The organism is Streptomyces sp. NBC_00234 (assembly GCF_036195325.1).
GTDB lineage: Bacteria > Actinomycetota > Actinomycetes > Streptomycetales > Streptomycetaceae > Streptomyces.
This window is the reverse complement of record NZ_CP108101.1, coordinates 7,220,478-7,238,523: the sequence shown is the minus strand read 5'-3', so window position 1 is coordinate 7,238,523 and position 18,046 is coordinate 7,220,478. Positions and strand designations below refer to the sequence as shown.

13 protein-coding genes are annotated in these 18,046 nt (G+C 70.6%); 11 read left to right on the top strand and 2 right to left on the bottom strand.

The window, feature by feature from the left end; all coding sequences use genetic code 11:
- The first annotated feature begins 266 nt into the window (after nt 1-266).
- The 8 genes from OG230_RS31665 (at nt 267) to OG230_RS31630 (ending at nt 9,988) form a co-directional block, all read left to right on the top strand.
- Nucleotides 267-1,250: a LacI family DNA-binding transcriptional regulator gene (locus OG230_RS31665; RefSeq protein WP_328907170.1), complete on the top strand. Its 984-nt coding sequence runs from the start codon at nt 267-269 to the stop codon at nt 1,248-1,250.
- Nucleotides 1,251-1,623: 373 nt separating this feature from the next.
- Nucleotides 1,624-2,550 carry a carbohydrate ABC transporter permease gene (locus OG230_RS31660; RefSeq protein WP_328907169.1) on the top strand — a complete coding sequence of 309 codons (927 nt, stop codon included), beginning with the start codon at nt 1,624-1,626 and terminating at the stop codon, nt 2,548-2,550.
- A gap of 3 nt (nt 2,551-2,553) precedes the next feature.
- Complete coding sequence (locus OG230_RS31655) at nt 2,554-3,543, top strand: carbohydrate ABC transporter permease (protein ID WP_328907168.1); 990 nt, start codon at nt 2,554-2,556, stop codon at nt 3,541-3,543.
- A gap of 136 nt (nt 3,544-3,679) precedes the next feature.
- Entirely contained in the window at nt 3,680-5,017 is a 1,338-nt protein-coding gene (locus tag OG230_RS31650; RefSeq protein ID WP_328907167.1) for an ABC transporter substrate-binding protein, read from the top strand.
- A gap of 373 nt (nt 5,018-5,390) precedes the next feature.
- A complete protein-coding gene (locus tag OG230_RS31645; RefSeq protein ID WP_328907166.1) occupies nt 5,391-6,431 on the top strand; it encodes a substrate-binding domain-containing protein in 1,041 nt (346 codons plus the stop codon).
- Nucleotides 6,432-6,632: 201 nt separating this feature from the next.
- Entirely contained in the window at nt 6,633-8,141 is a 1,509-nt protein-coding gene (locus OG230_RS31640; protein WP_328907165.1) for a sugar ABC transporter ATP-binding protein, read from the top strand.
- Nucleotides 8,138-9,175, top strand: coding sequence for an ABC transporter permease (locus OG230_RS31635; RefSeq protein WP_328907164.1), 1,038 nt, complete (start codon nt 8,138-8,140; stop codon nt 9,173-9,175). The genes OG230_RS31640 and OG230_RS31635 overlap by 4 nt, the downstream gene beginning before the upstream one ends.
- A gap of 147 nt (nt 9,176-9,322) precedes the next feature.
- A complete protein-coding gene (locus OG230_RS31630; protein WP_328907163.1) occupies nt 9,323-9,988 on the top strand; it encodes a hypothetical protein in 666 nt (221 codons plus the stop codon).
- A gap of 567 nt (nt 9,989-10,555) precedes the next feature.
- On the opposite strand, the gene OG230_RS31625 is transcribed toward OG230_RS31630, so the two are convergent.
- Both OG230_RS31625 and OG230_RS31620 read right to left on the bottom strand, forming a co-directional pair.
- Nucleotides 10,556-11,656: a helix-turn-helix transcriptional regulator gene (locus OG230_RS31625; protein ID WP_328907162.1), complete on the bottom strand. Its 1,101-nt coding sequence runs from the start codon at nt 11,654-11,656 to the stop codon at nt 10,556-10,558.
- A 105-nt stretch (nt 11,657-11,761) separates the two neighbouring features.
- Nucleotides 11,762-12,817 carry a helix-turn-helix domain-containing protein gene (locus OG230_RS31620; RefSeq protein WP_328907161.1) on the bottom strand — a complete coding sequence of 352 codons (1,056 nt, stop codon included), beginning with the start codon at nt 12,815-12,817 and terminating at the stop codon, nt 11,762-11,764.
- Nucleotides 12,818-13,247: 430 nt separating this feature from the next.
- Between OG230_RS31620 and OG230_RS31615 the strand changes: the two genes are divergently transcribed.
- From OG230_RS31615 to OG230_RS31605, 3 genes are all read left to right on the top strand, one after another.
- A complete protein-coding gene (locus OG230_RS31615) occupies nt 13,248-14,099 on the top strand; it encodes an alpha/beta fold hydrolase (RefSeq protein ID WP_328907160.1) in 852 nt (283 codons plus the stop codon).
- A 27-nt stretch (nt 14,100-14,126) separates the two neighbouring features.
- Nucleotides 14,127-15,032 (top strand): alpha/beta hydrolase, encoded by a 906-nt coding sequence (locus OG230_RS31610; protein WP_328907159.1) that lies wholly within the window; start codon nt 14,127-14,129, stop codon nt 15,030-15,032.
- A 188-nt stretch (nt 15,033-15,220) separates the two neighbouring features.
- On the top strand, nt 15,221-18,025 hold the full coding sequence (locus OG230_RS31605; RefSeq protein WP_328907158.1) for a helix-turn-helix transcriptional regulator: 2,805 nt from the start codon (nt 15,221-15,223) through the stop codon (nt 18,023-18,025).
- Nucleotides 18,026-18,046 lie beyond the last annotated feature (21 nt).

The following is an 18,046-nucleotide window of genomic DNA, read 5'->3' as shown; positions in this document are numbered from 1 at the left end:
CGGTCAGGACCGTTACGATCACTGGCCCTGCGTAATGTTTGCGTAAACACGATGTAGCCGGAAGTTTGCGAGGGGCGCGCGGCGCTGTCAAGGAGTTGGACGGAGCCAGTCGAGGTTTTTGACCCCGGGACGTGTTTGCGTCAACATTGAGGAGCGCGTGCACAGTGGGCGCAGACCCGCGCAGAACTCTCGGGGAAAGGCGGCCAGTGGTGGCGGAGAAGGCAACGCGAGCACCGCGCTCCCGCCCGCCCCGGAAGTGGCCGTCCATGGCCGAGGTCGCGGCGAAGGCGGGCGTGTCGTCCCAGACCGTCTCGCGCGTGGCCAACAACCACGACAACGTGGACGAGACCACCCGTGCCAAGGTTCTCGACGCGATGCAGGCCCTCGGCTACCGCCCCAACGCGGCGGCCCGCGCGCTGGTCACCGGGAAGTTCGGTGCCCTCGGAGTGGTCAGCTTCGACGTCGGCGCCCACGGCAACGCGCGCACACTCGCGGCCATCGCGGACGCGGCGCGCGAGGCCGGCTTCTCGGTGAACTTCATGGGCATCCGCGCCCAGACCGAGGCCGCCGTACGGCAGGCATTCCGGCACCTGATGCTGCAGTCGGTCGACGGCATCGTGCTGATCGAGTCCCAGATGCTCGACACCCCGTCGCTGCATCTGCCACCCACGATGCCGGTGGTCGTCGCCGACGGCGACACCGGACACCGCTACCCCAACGTCGACTTCGACCAGGCGCGTGGCACGCAGAGCGTGGTCGGCCATCTGTTGGAGCTCGGTCACCGCACCGTCCATCACGTCAGCGGCCCACGCGACTCCTTCGCCGCACGGCGGCGCGCCGAGGCATGGGAGCGCACGCTCGTCACGGCCGGAGCTCCCGTACGCCCGACCCTGTACGGGGACTGGACCGCAGAGTCCGGATACCTGGCCGGCCGGACGCTCGCGGAGATGCCCGACGTCACGGCCGTGTTCGCGGCGAACGACCAGATGGCACTGGGGGTGTTGCGCGCCATGCACGAGGCGGGGCGGGCCGTACCGGACGAGGTCAGTGTGGCCGGCTTCGACGATGTCCCCGAGGCCAAGTTCTTCGAGCCGCCGCTGACCACGGTGCACCAGGACTTCGACGTGGTGGGCAAGCACTGCGTGACCTTGCTGCTGGAGCAGATCGAACGCCGCGACAAGGGCCCGCACCGGCTGGCTGTGGAACCCACGCTCGTCGTGCGGGCGAGCACGGCACCCCCGCCCGCCTGACGGACCCTCGGCCGCCACGTGACGGCACACGCCTGCGGTGCGACCGCCCGGCCGCGGGGCGAGAACCGGCGGGTCGGCCAGGGCTGTACGGTCCGTGCTCCGTGCGAGCACCGTCGAGAATCCGCGTCCGCGCCGTACGGACGGACGGGTTCCCCCACCCGGACCGGGCACCGCGCGCTGAGCCGTCACCTCAATCCCATGTGTTCGCTACCGCGCCGTGCTTGACGCCCATCTGACGGCGGTGGCACCATCAAGCCACCGATGATTACGTAAACATGACCCATCGGATCAGCTTCTTCGGCACTCCTGCCCGAGGCCCTCTGCCTCCCTCACTCCGTTCCCGACCGGTCGGTCAACGACGCAAGGAACCACCATGACGCTGCTGTCGACGTCCGCACAGGCAGTCCCACCACCCAGGCCACGACGGCACCGCCCCCTCGGGAGGCACGGCCTCGTCGGGTGGGGATTCGCCGGCCCGTTCGTCGCGGTCTTCGGACTCGTCTTCCTGGCACCGATCGGATACGCCGGCTACCTGAGCCTCTTCAAGGACCGGCTGATCGGCGGCAGGTCCTTCGTGGGCGTGGACAACTACCGGCAGGCCCTGACCGATCCGCAGTTCTGGGAGGGTCTGGCGCGCGTCGGGCTGTTCCTGGCTGTGCAGGTGCCGATCATGCTGGGCATCGCGCTGCTGGTGGCCCTGGCCATCGACAGCGGGAGGCTCTACGGGAAGTCCTTCTTCCGCGTGTCCCTCTTTCTTCCCTACGCAGTACCGGCCGTCGTCGCGAGCCTGATGTGGGGGTTCATCTACGGGACCCAGTTCGGCCTGGTCGGCAATATCAACGACGCGTTCGGCGTGTCCCTGCCCAACCCGCTCTCCCCATCGCTGGTGCTGGCCTCGATCGGCAACATCGTGACCTGGGAGTTCGTCGGCTACAACATGCTGATCTTCTACTCGGCGCTCAAGGTCGTGCCCCGCTCGCTCTACGAGGCCGCCGCGATCGACGGCGCCGGCGAATGGCGCGTCATCGCGTCGGTCAAGCTCCCCGCGATCCGCAGCGCGCTCGTCATCGCCACGATCTTCTCGATCATCGGCAGCTTCCAGCTCTTCAACGAGCCCAGCATCCTGCAGAAGCTCGCACCCAACGCGATCACCAATGACTTCACCCCCAACCTGTACACGTACTCGCTGTCCTTCTCCGGCCAGCAGCACAACTACGCCGCCACCGTGGCCATCGTGATGGGCGTGATCACCGCGATCGTCGCGTACACGGTGCAGCTGCGCGGCATGCGGAAGGGCTGAGCCATGACCTCCTCCTTCACCACCGTCGCACCCGGGTCCTCCGCCCCCTCCCCCGAACCCGGCTCCCCGGCCGCGCCCACGACGGCGAGTGACTCCCGGACCTCGGACGCCTTCACGAGGAAGCGCAGAAGACTTCCCCACACTCCGCTCAACCCACGCCCGAGCATCCCGCTCACCCTCGTCACCGGCCTCGTGCTCGTCTACACCCTGGTCCCGCTGCTCTGGCTGGTCGTCAACGCCACCAAGGACCAGAACGGTCTCTTCGACTCCTTCGGCCTGTGGTTCGCGGACGACTTCAACCTCTGGGACAACATCTCCCGCACCCTCGCCTACGACGACGGCGTCTTCGTCCGCTGGTTCCTCAACACGCTGCTGTACGTCGCGGCGGGAGCGGGCGGCGCCACCGTGCTCGCCGTCCTGGGCGGCTACGCGCTGGCGAAGTACCAGTTCCCCGGCCGCCGCGCCGTCTTCGCCGTCGTCATCGGGGCGGTGGCCGTCCCGGGAACCGCCCTGGCCGTCCCCACCTTCCTGATGTTCAGCAACATGGGCCTGACCAACACCCCGTGGGCCGTGATCATTCCCTCCCTCGTCTCCCCGTTCGGGCTCTACCTGATGTGGGTCTTCGCCGCCGAGGCGGTGCCCACCGAGTTGCTGGAGGCCGCGCGCGTCGACGGCTCCGGCGAGCTGCGCACCTTCTTCCGGATCGCACTGCCGCTGCTGATGCCCGGGACCGTCACCGTGCTGCTGTTCTCCATGGTCGCGACCTGGAACAACTACTTCCTGCCGCTGATCATGATCAAGGACCCGGACTGGTACCCCCTGACTCTCGGCCTCAACGCGTGGAACGCGCAGGCCCAGACCGCCGGCGGCGAGGCCGTTTTCGACCTCATCGTCACCGGCTCCCTCCTGACGATCGTCCCGATCGTGGCCGTCTTCCTGCTGCTCCAGCGCTATTGGCAGTCCGGCCTGGCGGCGGGCAGCGTCAAGGAATGACCGCCCCCTGCTGAACCGATCCGCACCGCTCGATCCGGATGGTCCGCCCGATCCGGATGGTCCGCCCGATCCGGATCGCCCGTCCCGATCGTGATCCTTCCCCGTCCACCCGCACCACCGACCAGGAGCACATCCCATGAGAACGCACCGCACCCGCAGACTGCTCGGCGCCCTCACCGTGGTCTCCACCCTCGCTCTGACCGCGACCGCCTGCGGCTCCCCCGCCGGCGACGGCGAGAGCGGCAGCAGCCCGCAGGACGTCAAGGCCGCACTGGAGAAGGGCGGAAAGGTGACCGTATGGGCCTGGGAACCCACGCTCAAGAAGGTGGCCGAGGACTTCGAGGCGAAGTACCCCGAGGTCGACATCGAACTGGTCAACGCGGGCACCGGTGACAAGCAGTACACCGCCCTGCAGAACGCCATCACCGCGGGCTCCGGCGCCCCCGACGTGGCACAGGTCGAGTACTACGCCCTCGGCCAGTTCGCCATAGCCCACTCCATGGAGGACCTCGCCTCCTTCGGCGCCGCGGCCCAGAACAAGACCTTCACGCCCGGCCCCTGGAGCGCGGTCACCTACGACAAGGCCGTGTACGCGCTGCCCATGGACTCCGGCCCCATGGCGCTGTTCTACAACAAGAAGGTCTTCGACAAGCACGGCATCACGATCCCCTCCACCTGGGACGAGTACGTCGAGGCGGCGCGCACGCTGCACAAGGCGGACCCGAAGATCTTCATCACCAACGACACCGGCGACGCAGGCGCCACCACCAGCCTCATCTGGCAGGCCGGAGGCCGCCCGTACAAGAGCGCCGGGACCCAGGTCTCCGTCGACTTCGGCGACGCCGGCACCAAGAAGTACGCGGACACCTGGCAGAAGCTCCTCGACGAGGACCTGGTCTCCCCGGTCAGCTCCTGGAGCAACGAGTGGTACCAGGGCCTGGCGAGCGGCTCCATCGCCACCCTGTCCATCGGCGCGTGGATGCCGGCCAGCTTCGCCTCGGGCGTCGCCGCGGCGTCCGGCGACTGGCGCGTGGCCCCGCTCCCCCAGTGGACCAAGGGCGACAGGACCAGCGCCGAGAACGGAGGCAGCTCTCTCGCCATGCCGGACGGCGCCAAGAACAAGGAACTCGCCTACGCGTTCATCGAGTACGCCACGACCGGCGCCGGCGCGACCTCCCGCGTCGCCCAGGGCGCCTTCCCCGCCACCAGTGCAGACCTCGAGTCCAAGGCGTTCCTGGAGACGGAGTTCCCGTACTTCGGCGGGCAGCAGGCCAACAAGCTCTTTGCCGAATCGGCCAACAACGTCGGCGCCGACTGGTCCTACCTCCCGTATCAGGTGTACGCCAACTCCGTCTTCAACGACACCGTCGGCAAGGCATACGTCTCCTCCACGCCGCTCAGGGACGGCCTGAACGCCTGGCAGGAGGCCAGCGTCAAGTACGGCAAGGAGCAGGGCTTCACCGTCAACAAGTAGCCATCTACCGCACCTTGTGCGGCTCTGTTTGAATCACACGATCCCTCGCCATCTCGCACGGATCCCATTAACCCCCAGTGAGCCTTCGCGTGGCACCCACATCGGTGCCACGCGGGCCAACTGGGGGTTTTCTGCATGCATTTCATGAATTAGACCGACCAAAGATTACGAACTCATCTCGGCCCGCCCATCCCCTTGACGCCCAAGACATCACATTGTGTTATGTAACTAAACGTTGGAACCTGTTTGATTTAGAGAGGTCTTGGGTTCCCTGCCGAAGCACTCGAAGCCGGCAGCGTCTTCCTTCCTCTCCTCGAACCGACCCCCGCACATCTCTGAAGCGGCGGTCGCTGCCCGCACGAAGGAGCCCCCGATGTTCCGTTCCACTTCTCGGCGTACCGCCGTAGCCACCGGCCTGCTGCTCACCCTCGGTATGGGCACGGCGTGTTCATCGGGCAAGGAGGCCGCAACCGACGACCGGGTCTCCGAGGTCGGCGGCAAGATCTCGATCACGTACCTGCAGAAGCAGGGCGACCAGGAGTACTTCATCGGCGAGGCCGCGGGCGCGCAGGAGAAGGCGAAGAAGCTCGGGATCGACCTCAAGGTCGTCAACCTGGGCAACGACGCCAACAAGACGGTCAGTGAGGTCCAGTCGGCGGTCGCACAGAAGAGCGACGGGGTCATCGTCGTCGTCCCGGACCCGGCGGTCGGCCCGCAGGTCGTCCGGACCGCGAGGGACGGCAAGGTCGCACTGCTGACGTCCGACGACCAGATCTGCACGACAGGCCCGGACCCGGCCGCCTGCGCCAAGGACGACCTGGTGCCGCGGATCGGGTTCAGCGGCGCCCAGATGGGCGAGGAGGTCGGCAAGCGCGCCGCCGCCGAGTTCGAGAAGGCCGGCTGGACGGCCGCCGACACCCGCGTCGTCTCGGCATGGAAGCAGGACGTGACCGTCTGCGGCGAGCGCGTCGACGCCGCCAAGCACGCCTTCGACGCGGCCGTGCCCGGCGTGAAGACCATCGACGTACCCACCGACAACACGCCCACCGGTGCACAGGACAAGATCGCCGCGACGGTCACCGCCAACTCCGGCGTCAAGAACTGGGTGATCTGGGGCTGCAACGACGAGAACGTCATGGGCGGCGTCACCGCACTCGCGAACGCCGGTGTCAGCCCCGCCCACGTCATCGGCGTGGGCCTGGGTGCCTACCTCGCCTGCAAGGAATGGCAGTCGGACAAGCCGACCGGCATGAAGGCGGCGCTGTTCATCAACGGCAAGGACGTCGGCGCCCTGGCCGTCCAGACCATGTACGACAAGCTCAAGAACGGCAAGGACTTCCCCGCCGAGGCGTTCGCCCCGACCACCATGGTCGACCACGCCTCGTGGAAGGACGTCGGGCTCACCTGCGGCTGAGAGCTCCGGCCGGCGGCCTCCACCGAACGGCCGCCTGCCGGTGCCCCCCACCCGCTTCCCGATGCGTGCGGATACCTCCGACCACACCTGCCCCATGCCCTCGAGGTGAACCGACCCATGACCCAAGCCCACCCACCGACCCCTTCCCCGGGATCCCCCGGCAGCCCGTCCGAAGCAGCGTCTCCATCCCCTGCCGTCGGGGTGGCGGACCTCGTCAAGCGGTTCGGCGCAGTGCAGGCGCTCGGCGGCATCACCCTCGGTTTCCCGGCCGGGCGGGTCACTGCCCTGATGGGTGAGAACGGGGCGGGAAAGTCGACCCTGCTGAAGATCCTCACGGGCGACCACCAGCCGACCGAGGGACACGTCCTGATCGACGGGGAGCCCGTCGCGCTCTCCTCTCCGGCGGATGCCCGCGCCGCGGGCATCCGGATCATCCCGCAGGAGCCGGAGATCATCCCGCACATCTCGGTCGCCGAGAACGTCTACGCGGGCACGTTGCCCCACAGGCGCGGACGGGTGCTGGACCGGGCCGAACTGGACCGGCGCATCCGGGCCGACCTGGAGCGGCTGGGTTTCGCGCACGTCCTCGACCCGGACCTGCTCGGCTCGCAGCTCACACCGGCGCAGCGGCAGCTCGTGGAGATCATGCGCGCGCTGACCGGCGGGACGGCAGCGCGGCTCATCGCGTTCGACGAGCCCACCTCGTCGCTGTCGGAGCATGAGGTGGACGCGTTGTTCGCGCTGATCCGGCGACTGCGCGAGCAGGGCATCGCGATCGTGTACGTCTCGCACCGCATGCAGGAGATCTTCCAGCTCGCCGACCGCGTCGCCGTCCTGCGCGACGGCAGCCTCGCCGGCGTGCAGGACGCCGGATCCACGAACGAGGGTGAGCTCGTGCGCCTGATGGTGGGCCGCGACCTGTCCGCCATGTTCGTACGCCAACGGGTCGCCACGGACCGGCTGGTTCTCGACGTCAGGAACCTCACGACCGACGACGTCACCGGCATCTCGCTTCAGGTGCACGCCGGTGAAGTCGTCGGCCTGGCGGGCCTGATCGGGGCCGGACGCTCGGAACTCGCCCTCGCGCTCGCGGGCGATCTGCCCGTGCACAGCGGCACCGCCACCCTGGACGGGACCCGGCTGCGCAGCGGCCGGCCCGGCGAGGTGATCAGCGCCGGACTCGGGCTGGCCCCCGAGGAACGCAAGGCCCAGGCGCTGTTCCTGCGACAGTCCGTCAAGGACAACACCTCCCTCGTCGTACTGGACCGGCTGCGGCGCTTCCGCTTCATCCGACGCACCGCCGAACGCCGGCTCGCGCAGGAGTACTCCGACCGGCTGCGGGTCCGCACCCCGTCGATCCACCACGAGGTCCGCAAACTGTCGGGCGGCAATCAGCAGAAGGTCGTCCTGGCCCGATGGCTGGCCCGCAAGCCGAAGGTCCTCATCCTCGACGAACCGACGCGCGGCATCGACGTCGGTGCGAAGGCCGAGATCTACCAGATCATCGCCGACCTCGCCGCCGAGGGTGTCGCCCTGCTCGTCATCTCCTCCGAACTCCCCGAACTCCTCGGCCTCGCCGACCGGGTCCTCGTCATGCAGGGCGGCCGGATCACCGGGGAACTCGATCGCAACGAAGCCAGTGAAGAAGCCATCCTCCAACTCGCCATGACCGACGACATCGTCGGCACCGCCCCCGGAGCCCCCTCATGACCCTCACCAGCACGCCCGACCCTGCCGTGAAGGGCCGCCAGGGCGACGGCCCCACCTCGGGCCGCCCGAAGTTCGTCGCCGGCCTCGACGGTCAGAACATCAGCCTCATCGGTGCGCTCCTCGCCGTCCTCGTCCTGTTCGGCGTCCTCAACGACAACTACCTGAGCCTGTCCAACATGCAGGTCATCGCCGAAGCGGCGACCATCACCGGACTGCTCGCGATCGTGCAGACCGTCGTCATCATCTGCGGCGGCCTCGACATCTCCGTCGGCTCGCAGGTCGGCGTGGCCTCCGTCGTCAGCGCCATGGTGTTCACCGGCACCGGGTCCGGCGCCTTCCTCGGCATGGCGGCCGCGATCGGCGTCGGAGTGGTCATAGGCGCACTGAACGGCCTGATCATCGTCTACGGACGCGTCAATCCGACCATCGCCACGCTCGCCGGCCTGGCCGCCTACAAGGGACTCGCCCAACTCCTGTCCGACGGACGCGCCCAGGGCTACGTACTCAACAACGACGTCTTCATCTTCCTCGGCCGGGGCAAGATGGCCGGACTCCCCGTCATTGTCTGGATCCTGATCGTCGTGGCCCTCACCGTCCACCTGCTGCTCAAGTACACCGACATCGGCCGCAACCTCTACGCCATCGGCGGCAACGACACCGCAGCCCGCCTCGCCGGCATCGACATCAACAAGTACCTGATCTTCGTCTACACCCTCATCGGAGTGGTCGCCGCCGTCGCCGGCGTCCTGCTGACCGCCCGCACGGGCTCGGGCCAGCCCGTCTCCGGCAGCGAGGGACTCGAACTCAAAGCCATCACGGCCGCCGCGCTCGGCGGCGCCGCCCTCAAGGGAGGCAAGGGCGGCATCGGCGGCACGCTGCTCGCCGTCGCCCTCCTCGGCTGCCTCGAGAACGGCCTCACCGTCGAAGGCATCAACACCTTCTGGCAGAACGTCGCCCAAGGCGCCCTCCTCGTCATCGCCGTCGTCATCCAGCAACGCCGCAACGGGGAACGGGCCGTCGGCCTGCCTCACTGACGCCCGGCCTGCCCCCGCAGTCCGGTCTCCACGCGTCGTCAGGTATGAAGTGGGTCCCGGCACCGCAGTGTTGGGCGACGTCGTCCCACGGGACCAGAGGTACTGCGTCGCCCGAGGGTGAAGGCTGAACCGTGATGGACGGAGAACATGAGCGATCCCCAATCGGAGCGCCTCGGGGCTGCCGACGACCATCGCGCCCGCATGTGGGGCCCTGCCCCATGGACAGGGCGGCCGGCCGCACGGCTCGTGGTGAAGGGGGTGCTGCTGGGACTGACGTCTGCCGGTCTCGTCGTGGGGGCCGGGACAGCCGGAGTACTGACCGGTCACGGCGCCCTCGGTACCGGCGTCGGGGGTGTCGTGGCCTTGGCCTCTGCCGTCTACCTCTTCTTCACCCATGCCGGGCGCGTTCTGCTGGTCGGGGTGGCCGTTCTCGGCGGGGTGCTGGCCTGGTGGGTTCCGGATCAGGCGGCGGAAGCCGTACTCGCAGCCCGTGGCCGACCGAGGACCGTGGTGGTGACCGAGGTCCATGTCCACCGCTACGAAGGAAGGAACTACGTCAAGAACTCCTGCTCCGTGCGGCTGCTGGACAGCACGCCGGTCGCCGTCGAGGCGTGGAGGAGCTGCGGCAGCGCGGTGCGCACGGGGCACCACCTCACGATGGTCTTCGATCCCGAAGGCGTGGTCGACCCCACGGATCGGCTGCTCCCCGCCTCGGCCGCGGAAGCGGGCGCCGGGCCGGCGGCCGTTGCTCTGGCACTGGCTGTGCTGTGCTGCGTCGCTGTCATCAGGTCCCAGCCCTCCCACCCGTCGTGAACAACAGCATCAACTAGCCCGGCGATGTCGCGGTCTGAGCCATCCGGCAGCGTGTCCGCCCGGTGGCGACCTGGCGCCATGTCGTCCACTTGCCACCGGTTACGCGCGTACGGGCCCCCGCGCCTGTGCAGTTCCGAGGCATGAATTCTCAGCGAAGACGCCGACGTCTACCCGCAGCCGCCGCCCTGCCCCTGCTCCTGGGTGGCGCACTGCTGTTCTCGCCGCCCGCCGACGCGAGCGACACCCGCGCCGCCGTGGAAACGTCGGACCGCGCCCCCGTGGAAACGTCGGACGCCGCGCGGCAGCCTACGTACGACGTCACCCTGGTCACCGGCGATGTCGTGCACTACACGGACCGGCCGGGCCCCCACGACGACATCACCGTCGACCGTCCCGCGGGCGCGCGGGGCGGTGTCTCCTGGAACTTCCCCGCCTGGTCCGGCAGCGGCGAGCAGGCGCGGCGGGCGGTGCGGGTTCGTGGCACCGCCCGCCGTGCGAGCGGGCTGACACACGCACACGGAGACGGTGCGGTCCGGCGTGGGGCCCAGGTGGTCCTCCCGTGGTGCGTCAGAGGACCACGCCGGTGCGAAGCTCGCGCCAGACGCGGGGGGACAGCCCGTAGGCAATGCGGAACGCGCGGCTGAAGTGGGCCGGGCTGGCGAACCCCCAACGCTGGGCCACGGCTGACACCTTCATCTCCGTACGGTCACTGCGGCCGAGCTCGCGTCGGCACTCCTCCAGCCGCCGCTGCTGAATCCACCGGCTGACGGTTCCGCCCTCGTGCTCGAAGAGCTTGTGCAGACGGCGGACGGACACGTAGTGCGCTGCCGCGACCGCCTCCGGGCGGAGGCCCGGGTCCCCCAGATGGTGGTTCACCCACCAACGGATGTCGGCCAGGAGGCGGCGATCGCCCGGCCGGACCGCGCTCTCCCGGCCCGCGTCGGTGAGCGCGCGCTCCTCCACCTCGGCGAGGAGCGTCGCCAGGAGGTCGGCCAGGTGACACGCGAGGCGGTCGGATGCCAGCTGCGAGGCCGACTCGGGCCGCCGGGCGGCGAGGGCGAGCAGGAGCGGGGTCAGCAGCGCCGCTGTGGCGGTGCGGGTGACGTCGAGCGGCTCTTCCGAACCGGGCACGGGCAACGGGGTCCCGGTCGCACGGTCGGCGGGCGCATCGTTCCTGAAGAGGCAGGGGTGACCGATCCGGAGAAGAAGCAGTTCGCAGAGTCCGGTCAGCGGAGCGAGCGGGACGGGCCCGTGGGCGTCGACGACGAACGCGCCTCCCTCCTCGACGACGAGCGGGACAGCGGATCCTGCCGTGCCGGAGGAGCGGAGCGCGGCCACGGTCACTGCGCCCCTGCGGACGAGGCAGAGGACGGTCTCGGGTGGACGGGAAGGGCCTTGGCCGAGGGTCAATACGGGTGGGCGGTCGTGAAGGGCCGGGCCAGCGTCCTCCGTCTGCGCCGCACCGTGCGCGTCCCGGCCGTCGAGGGAGGCTGTCTGGACACGGGTGGCGGCCCGGCCGAAGACGGTCCGGACGCTCCAGCCGGTGGGACCGGAGCTCCGGGCGGCCTCCCGGCCTGCCGCGGTGACGGCCCCGGAGGAGGTCGTCCGATCGGGGCCGGCGGGCAGGAGTACGCCGATGACGGACGAACGTGAGGCGGCGAGGTGCACGGGCTTCCTCCACGGGCGGTCACGAGGGGGCGGATGATCCGGAGCCCGCGGCAGGATGCCGCGCGCCCGAGCTCCGAGAGCGCTTCTGCCATCGTCCGGGCAGGCTCAGTCCGCGCAGTAGGTCGTTTGACTGCAATCCCCTGCCGGTACGGGGAGTTGGGCCGTTCCGGCCGGGCGCCACCGGCGGGGCGACACCCCGTACACCGCCTTGAACGTGCGGCTGAAGTGGGTCGGGTTGGGGAATCCCCACCTCATGGCGACCGCGGAGATGCTGGGGCGTGCCCGGCCTCGCCGCGACAGCTCCCGTGCGCATTCCTCGACCCGTCGTCGCTGGATGAGCTGTCCCACCGTCAGCTCCTCCCCCTCGAAGAGCCGGTGCATGTAGCGGACCGAGATGTGGTGGGCGGCGGCTATCCGGTCCGGGGCGAGGTCCGCGTCCCCGAGGTTGTGGTCGATGTAGCGGCGGATCCGGGGCACGAGGCGGTCGCGGGCGGCCCCGCGGTGCCGGTAGTCGTCCCCGGCGAGTTCGTCGGCCAGGGTCGCGACGAACTCGACCGTGGTACCGGCCAGCAGGTCGCCGGTCCTCGGGGGGAGTTGCACGACGGCGGCAGCGAGGCCGGACAGGTAGGACGCCAACAGGCCGGCGCCACCGGGGGCGGCCACCCGCGCGGTGACCCGTTCCAGGCGGTCGGCGGGGATCCCGAGAGCGTGCTCCGGCACCCGCAGCAGCAACGCCCGGAAGGAACTGCGCTGTTCCAGGCAGAACGGGCGGCGCAGGTCGACGACGGCCGTGTCACCCGCGCGCAGCGCGGTGCTGCGGCCGTCCTGGGTGAGCGCGCCGTCTCCCGCTTCCTGCAGGACCACGGCGACGGCATCCGCGCTCGTCAAAGGGCCCACGGCCGCGTAACGCCTCCCGGCCGTCCGGCTCGCGGGGGCCTCCGGCCCCGAGATCAGGCGTGCGGTACGGCTGAGGCGCATCGGGCCCGCCTCCGCGGCGAGGAGGCTCAGATAGCCGAAGTGCGTGACGGTGAGCGTCGCCTCGGCCGGGTGCGTGACGCGCGGGGTGACCTGCACGGGTGCGAGCCACCGCCCGAGGGCCTCACCCCAGGCGTCGACGCCGTCTCCGCCCGGGGCGAAGGATGTGCGGAGTACCTCTTCCATACGTGCTCCTCGTTCCGGCCCCCGGCCCTCGGCCGACGGCGATCGGGCCGGCCCCGCCCGGCTCCCCGACGACGTACGGACCGCCGGATCGGGCACGGTCACCGCGCTGGTCCTTACGGGCAGTGTGCCGACGCGCGGACCGGCGCGATTAGGTCGAATGACCGTCATTCGACGACCCCGGTCATGCGGATCACCGGGCGCGTTCGTATGCCGTGGCGGAGAGGGCGACCGACACCGTGAGCGGCGCACGGGCCGGTGCGGAGCTGGTCCTGAGGCGCCCCGCGCCGGTCGCTCCGAGGTGTGCGCGTTGCGTCAAGGGGGTGTGCACCGCGCGCCGACCGTGGCCTCGCCCACGGACCTAGCGTCCTTTCCGTGCCCCTGCGGTGCTTCGGGCACGACCCGGATCAATCCGAAAGAGAGCGATGCCCGCATGTCCGACCATCACGTGATCTCCCGCCGAGCGGCGATCGCCGCAGGCGCCGGGGCAGCCGCAGCGGCACTGACCGCGCTGCCCGGCACCGCCGCGGCAGCCGGGTCCCCACCGGCCGCCGCCGACGGCGCCGGGCGAAAACCCACCGTCGTTCTCGTGCACGGCGCGTTCGCCGACGCCTCCAGCTGGGCCCCTGTCATCGGCCGACTGCACCGGCAGGGATACGACGTCGTCGCCCCCGCCAACCCGCTGCGCGGACTGCGTCACGACGCCGCGCAGGTCGCGGCGGTACTCGCGGGCGTGGACGGCCCCGTGGTGCTGGCCGGTCACTCGTACGGCGGGGCCGTGATCACGGAGGCCGCCGGCAGCGCCGACGCGGATGTGAGGGCCCTGGTCTACGTCGCGGCGTTCATGCCGGACGCCGGCGAGGTGCTCGGCGAACTGTCCGCACGATTTCCCGGTTCGCAACTGGCCCCGGCTCTGACGCAGGTGCCCGCTCCGGCACCGGACGGCTCGCCCGGCTTGGATCTCTACATCCGGCCGGACCGATTCCACCACGTGTTCGCCCAGGACGTCCGGGGAGAGGTCGCCCGGACCCTGGCGGCCGTCCAACGTCCGCTCAGCGCAACGGCGTTCGGGGACTCGGTGACTTCGGCGGCGTGGCGGTCCCTGCCCTCGTGGGCCCTGATCAGCACCCAGGACCGCGGAATCCCCGCGGAACTCCAGCGCTTCCAGGCCGAGCGGGCCGGATCGCACAGCGTGGAGGTACGCAGCTCCCATCTGCCGCTCCACAGCCACCCCGACGCCGTGGCCGGACTCATCCGGTCCGCCGCGCACCACGTACGCAACTGATCCGTCCCCTTCTCCGGAGGAAGAACCATGACCTCAACTCCCCATACCCGCAGCTCTGGTGACGCTCGCGATCTCGCGCAGGTGGAGCGGGCCAACGCCTCCGGGCGCATCCCGGTCGTCTTCGTGCACGGCCTCTGGCTCCTGCCCACCAGCTGGGACCGGTGGGCGGACGTGTTCGAGGCGGCCGGATTTGCGCCGCTCACGCCGGGCTGGCCGGACGACCCGGACACCGTGGCCGAGGCCAACGCCCACCCCGAGGTCTTCGCCGGCAAGGGCGTCGGCGAGGTGGCGGACCACTTCTGCGGACTGATCGAGAAGCTCGACCGCACCCCCGTCGTGGTCGGGCACTCCTTCGGCGGCCTGATCACCCAGATCATCGCCGGGCGCGGGCTCTCCCGGGCATCCGTAGCCATCGACCCCGCCCCCTTCCGGGGAGTCCTGCCGCTGCCGCTGTCGTCGCTGCGCGCCGCGAGCGCCGTCCTCGGGAACCCGGCGAACTACCACCGGGCGGTCCCGCTCACCTACGAGCAGTTCCGCTACTCCTTCGCCAACGCCGTGAGCGAGGACGAAGCACGGGCGCTCTACTCGGAATTCGCCGTCCCCGCCTCCGGGGAACCGCTGTTCCAGGCCGCCGCGGCCAACGTCAACCCGTGGACCGAGGTCCGGGTCGACACCCTGAATCCCGAACGCGGTCCGCTGCTGGTCATCTCGGGCGAGAAGGACCACACCGTGCCGTGGGCGATCGCCCACGCTTCCTACAAGAAGCAGCTGAAGAACGGGAGTTCGGTGACGGAGATCGCGGAGATCTCCGGACGCGGCCACGCGCTGACCATCGACAGCGGCTGGCGTGAAGTCGCCGAGACGGCCCTCGCCTTCGTCCGGCGGTTCGCCGACGGGACGAGAGGTGACAGGACGGGAGGCGACGCAGCCTGACGCGACGTACGGACCGCCGCTGAGGTCCCGTACCCACCGAAGGGGCCCGCCGGAACCTCCTGGTCGACCTCCCGACGCAGCCCACCCGCGGCGATACTGGTCCAGGGCGCCGGGTGGGACCGGCCCCGCGCACAGGACTCAGGGGTGGTGGGCGGGCACATGCCCGAGAGGTGTGGGGGGTGGTCCGGATGCCAGTTCCGGAGGGCCGGATTCTGGTCGGTCGGCAGCGCGAGCTGGGCGCGTTGCGGTACGCCCTCGACTCCGCGCGTACGGGCGCCGGCGGTTCGGGCACCTTGCTGCGCGGGGACGCAGGCATCGGCAAGACGGCCCTGCTGGAGTGGGCGGAGGAGCGGGCCCGCGCAGACGGGTTCACGGTCCTGCGCGCGGTGGGCGCGGAGGCGGAGGCGGATCTCGCCTTCGGAGCACTCCATCAGATTCTGTGGCCGCTCCTGGAGCACTCGGACGCCTTGCCTCCGCGGCAGCGCAACGCACTGGAGTGTGTACTCGGCCTGCGCGAAGGACTGCCTCCGGGCGGCTTCCTCGTCGGGGCCTCGGCCCTGGCCCTGCTGGCCGACGAGGCCCGTAGGAAGCCTCTGCTGATCGTCGTGGACGACCTGCACTGGGTGGACTCCTCCAGTGCAGGGGTCCTCGCCTTCCTGCACCGCAGAATCACCGACCTGGACGTGGTGATCCTGAGCGCGAGCCGGCCGGACGGCACCGCGGTCGAGGGGTGGCCGGCGAAGCCCGTGCACGTCGGGGCGCTCCGGCCGGCGGAGGCGGGCGAACTGCTGCGCCTCTGGCATCCGGCCCTCGCGGCCGGAGCCGCCGACGGGGTCCTGGCGGACGCGGGCGGCAATCCCCTGGCCCTGATGGAACTGCCCCGCCAGCTCCATCCCGACGAGATGAAGGGCATTGTCCCGCTGCCGGAACGGCTGCCGCTCGGGCAGCGTCTGGAGCGCCTGTTCGCCGACCGGATCGGATCGCTGTCCGGCGAAGCGGCGCAGGTACTGCTGCTGACAGCACTGGCCGACGGGCCGACGGCCTGGCAGACCGGCAGCCGGCTGCGGACACTCGCCGGTGACCGTGCCGAGGAGGTCCTCGACCGGATCGAGGCGAGCGGCCTGGCCCGGCTCGACGCCTCGGGCCGCGTCGTCTTCCGTCACCCCCTGGTGCGGAGCGCCGTCGTGGCCACCGCCTCGGGTCGCGAAAGGCGTGCTGCTCACCGCGCGCTGGCCGCCGAGCTGGCCGCCGACGACCCACGGCGTCTGACGCACGAGGCGTCCGCGACGCTCCTGCCCGACGAGGAGCTGGCAGCGCGTCTGCAGGAGGCGGGCGTACGCATCGCCAGGCGGGGCGGCGACGCGGAAGGCGCCCTGCTGCTGGACCGGGCGGCGGCGCTGAGTACCGATCCGGACGCCCGCGCCCGTCGCCTCACCTGGGCGGCGGTGGCCGCTGCACGCGGCGGCCGGCTGCGGTACACGGCGCGGCTGGTGGAGCAGCTGAAGAGGGGGCCCGTACCGCGGGACGTCGCGCCGCTGTTCGCCTACGCGGTGGTGTACGTCGACCAGAGTCACCGGGTCGACTTCGAGTCGTCCTTCACGCTGCTGCCCCATGCCCTCGACGCTCTCGCGGAGCCGGGCGCCGAGTCCTTCGGGGGCCTCGCCGAGCAGGTGTTCTTCAAGTTGCTGCTGGCCGCCACGTACACCGACGACCCCCGGGGGTGGACGGCGCTGGCGAGCCACCTGGACCAGGTGTCCCCGCTGGCCCGGCTCTGTCACCGGGCGTGGTCCGACCCCGCCCGCACCGCGCACGGCGCATCCGCCGAACTGCTGTCCATGGCCGACACGTTGAGCGCGGAGCAGGAAGCCGGAGGCGCCTGGCTGCTGCTGTGGACGGCGTCCGGCGTGGACCTCGGCGACGGCGAACTGTGGCGCCGTTTCCACGGGCAGCACGCATACGCCACCCAGGGAACGATCGCCAAGGCGAGGGCGTACCAGAACTACCTGCACGGCCGCTGGGACTCCGCGGAGTCCTGCCTGCGCGAGGCGGAGGCAGCCGAGGAGCTCGGCTATCACTGCAACGCCCTGATCTTCAGGCTCTCCTACGCGCACTTCCTCGCCGGACGCGGCGACGAGGACGGGCTGAGGGAGACCGCTCGGCTCATCGGCGGCCCGGCCGTCGCGGCCCGGATGCGGTTCGTCACCGACCATCTTGCCTATCTGCACGGCCTGGCGGCGCTGGCCCAGGGCCGGTACGACGAGGCGTACGAGAGCTTCGCAGCGCTCACGCCGCCGGGTGAACTGCCGCGCGGGGTGCCCTGGTTCCATCTGCCGTTCTATGACCTCGTGGACGCCGCGGTGCACACGGGACGCCTGGCGGAGGCCCGCGCGCACGTGGCGGCGGGCGAGGCCGCGCGCATGGCGGAGATCTCCGGGCACCATGCCTTCCTGCAGGTCGCGGCGTCCGCGCTGCTCGCGTCTGCCCCGAGCCGATCCGAGGTCGCGGGTGCCCCGGTCCCGGGGAGCCCCGTCGCCGAGGGGGCGGAGGTCTCTTCGCAGGCCGTGGACGTGGATGCCTGCTTCCGGGCGGCGTACGACGTGCCCGGCGCCGAGCAGTGGGTCTTCGACCTCGCACGGCTGCGGCTGGCCCACGGGACGTGGCTGCGCCGTCACCACCGGCGCGAGTCGCGGGAGGTACTGGCCGCGGCGCACCGTACGTTCCGTTCGCTACGGGCTCTGCCGTGGGTCGAGCGCTGTGAGCGCGAACTGCGCGCGGCGGGCCATCAGGTGCCCGCCGCGACGGGCGGGACCGCGCTGCTGACCCCGCACGAACTGCGGATAGCGCGGCTCGCGGCGAACGGAATGACCAACAAGGCCATCGGGGCGCAGCTCCGCCTGTCGCCGCGGACCGTCTCCGCCCACCTCTACAAGATCTTCCCGAAGCTCGGGATCGCGTCCCGGGCGGCACTGGCCCGCATGCTCCAGGAGGACTGAGACGGCCTCGCGCCGGTGTCG

Coding starts and splice junctions, on each gene's coding strand:
- OG230_RS31635 (WP_328907164.1), top strand. CDS start 8,138: ATGACCCTCACCAGCACGCCCGACCCTGCCGTGAAGGGCCGCCAGGGC.
- OG230_RS31610 (WP_328907159.1), top strand. CDS start 14,127: ATGACCTCAACTCCCCATACCCGCAGCTCTGGTGACGCTCGCGATCTC.
- OG230_RS31660 (WP_328907169.1), top strand. CDS start 1,624: ATGACGCTGCTGTCGACGTCCGCACAGGCAGTCCCACCACCCAGGCCA.
- OG230_RS31605 (WP_328907158.1), top strand. CDS start 15,221: ATGCCAGTTCCGGAGGGCCGGATTCTGGTCGGTCGGCAGCGCGAGCTG.
- OG230_RS31615 (WP_328907160.1), top strand. CDS start 13,248: ATGTCCGACCATCACGTGATCTCCCGCCGAGCGGCGATCGCCGCAGGC.
- OG230_RS31650 (WP_328907167.1), top strand. CDS start 3,680: ATGAGAACGCACCGCACCCGCAGACTGCTCGGCGCCCTCACCGTGGTC.
- OG230_RS31665 (WP_328907170.1), top strand. CDS start 267: ATGGCCGAGGTCGCGGCGAAGGCGGGCGTGTCGTCCCAGACCGTCTCG.
- OG230_RS31645 (WP_328907166.1), top strand. CDS start 5,391: ATGTTCCGTTCCACTTCTCGGCGTACCGCCGTAGCCACCGGCCTGCTG.
- OG230_RS31655 (WP_328907168.1), top strand. CDS start 2,554: ATGACCTCCTCCTTCACCACCGTCGCACCCGGGTCCTCCGCCCCCTCC.
- OG230_RS31630 (WP_328907163.1), top strand. CDS start 9,323: ATGAGCGATCCCCAATCGGAGCGCCTCGGGGCTGCCGACGACCATCGC.
- OG230_RS31620 (WP_328907161.1), bottom strand. CDS start 12,817: ATGGAAGAGGTACTCCGCACATCCTTCGCCCCGGGCGGAGACGGCGTC.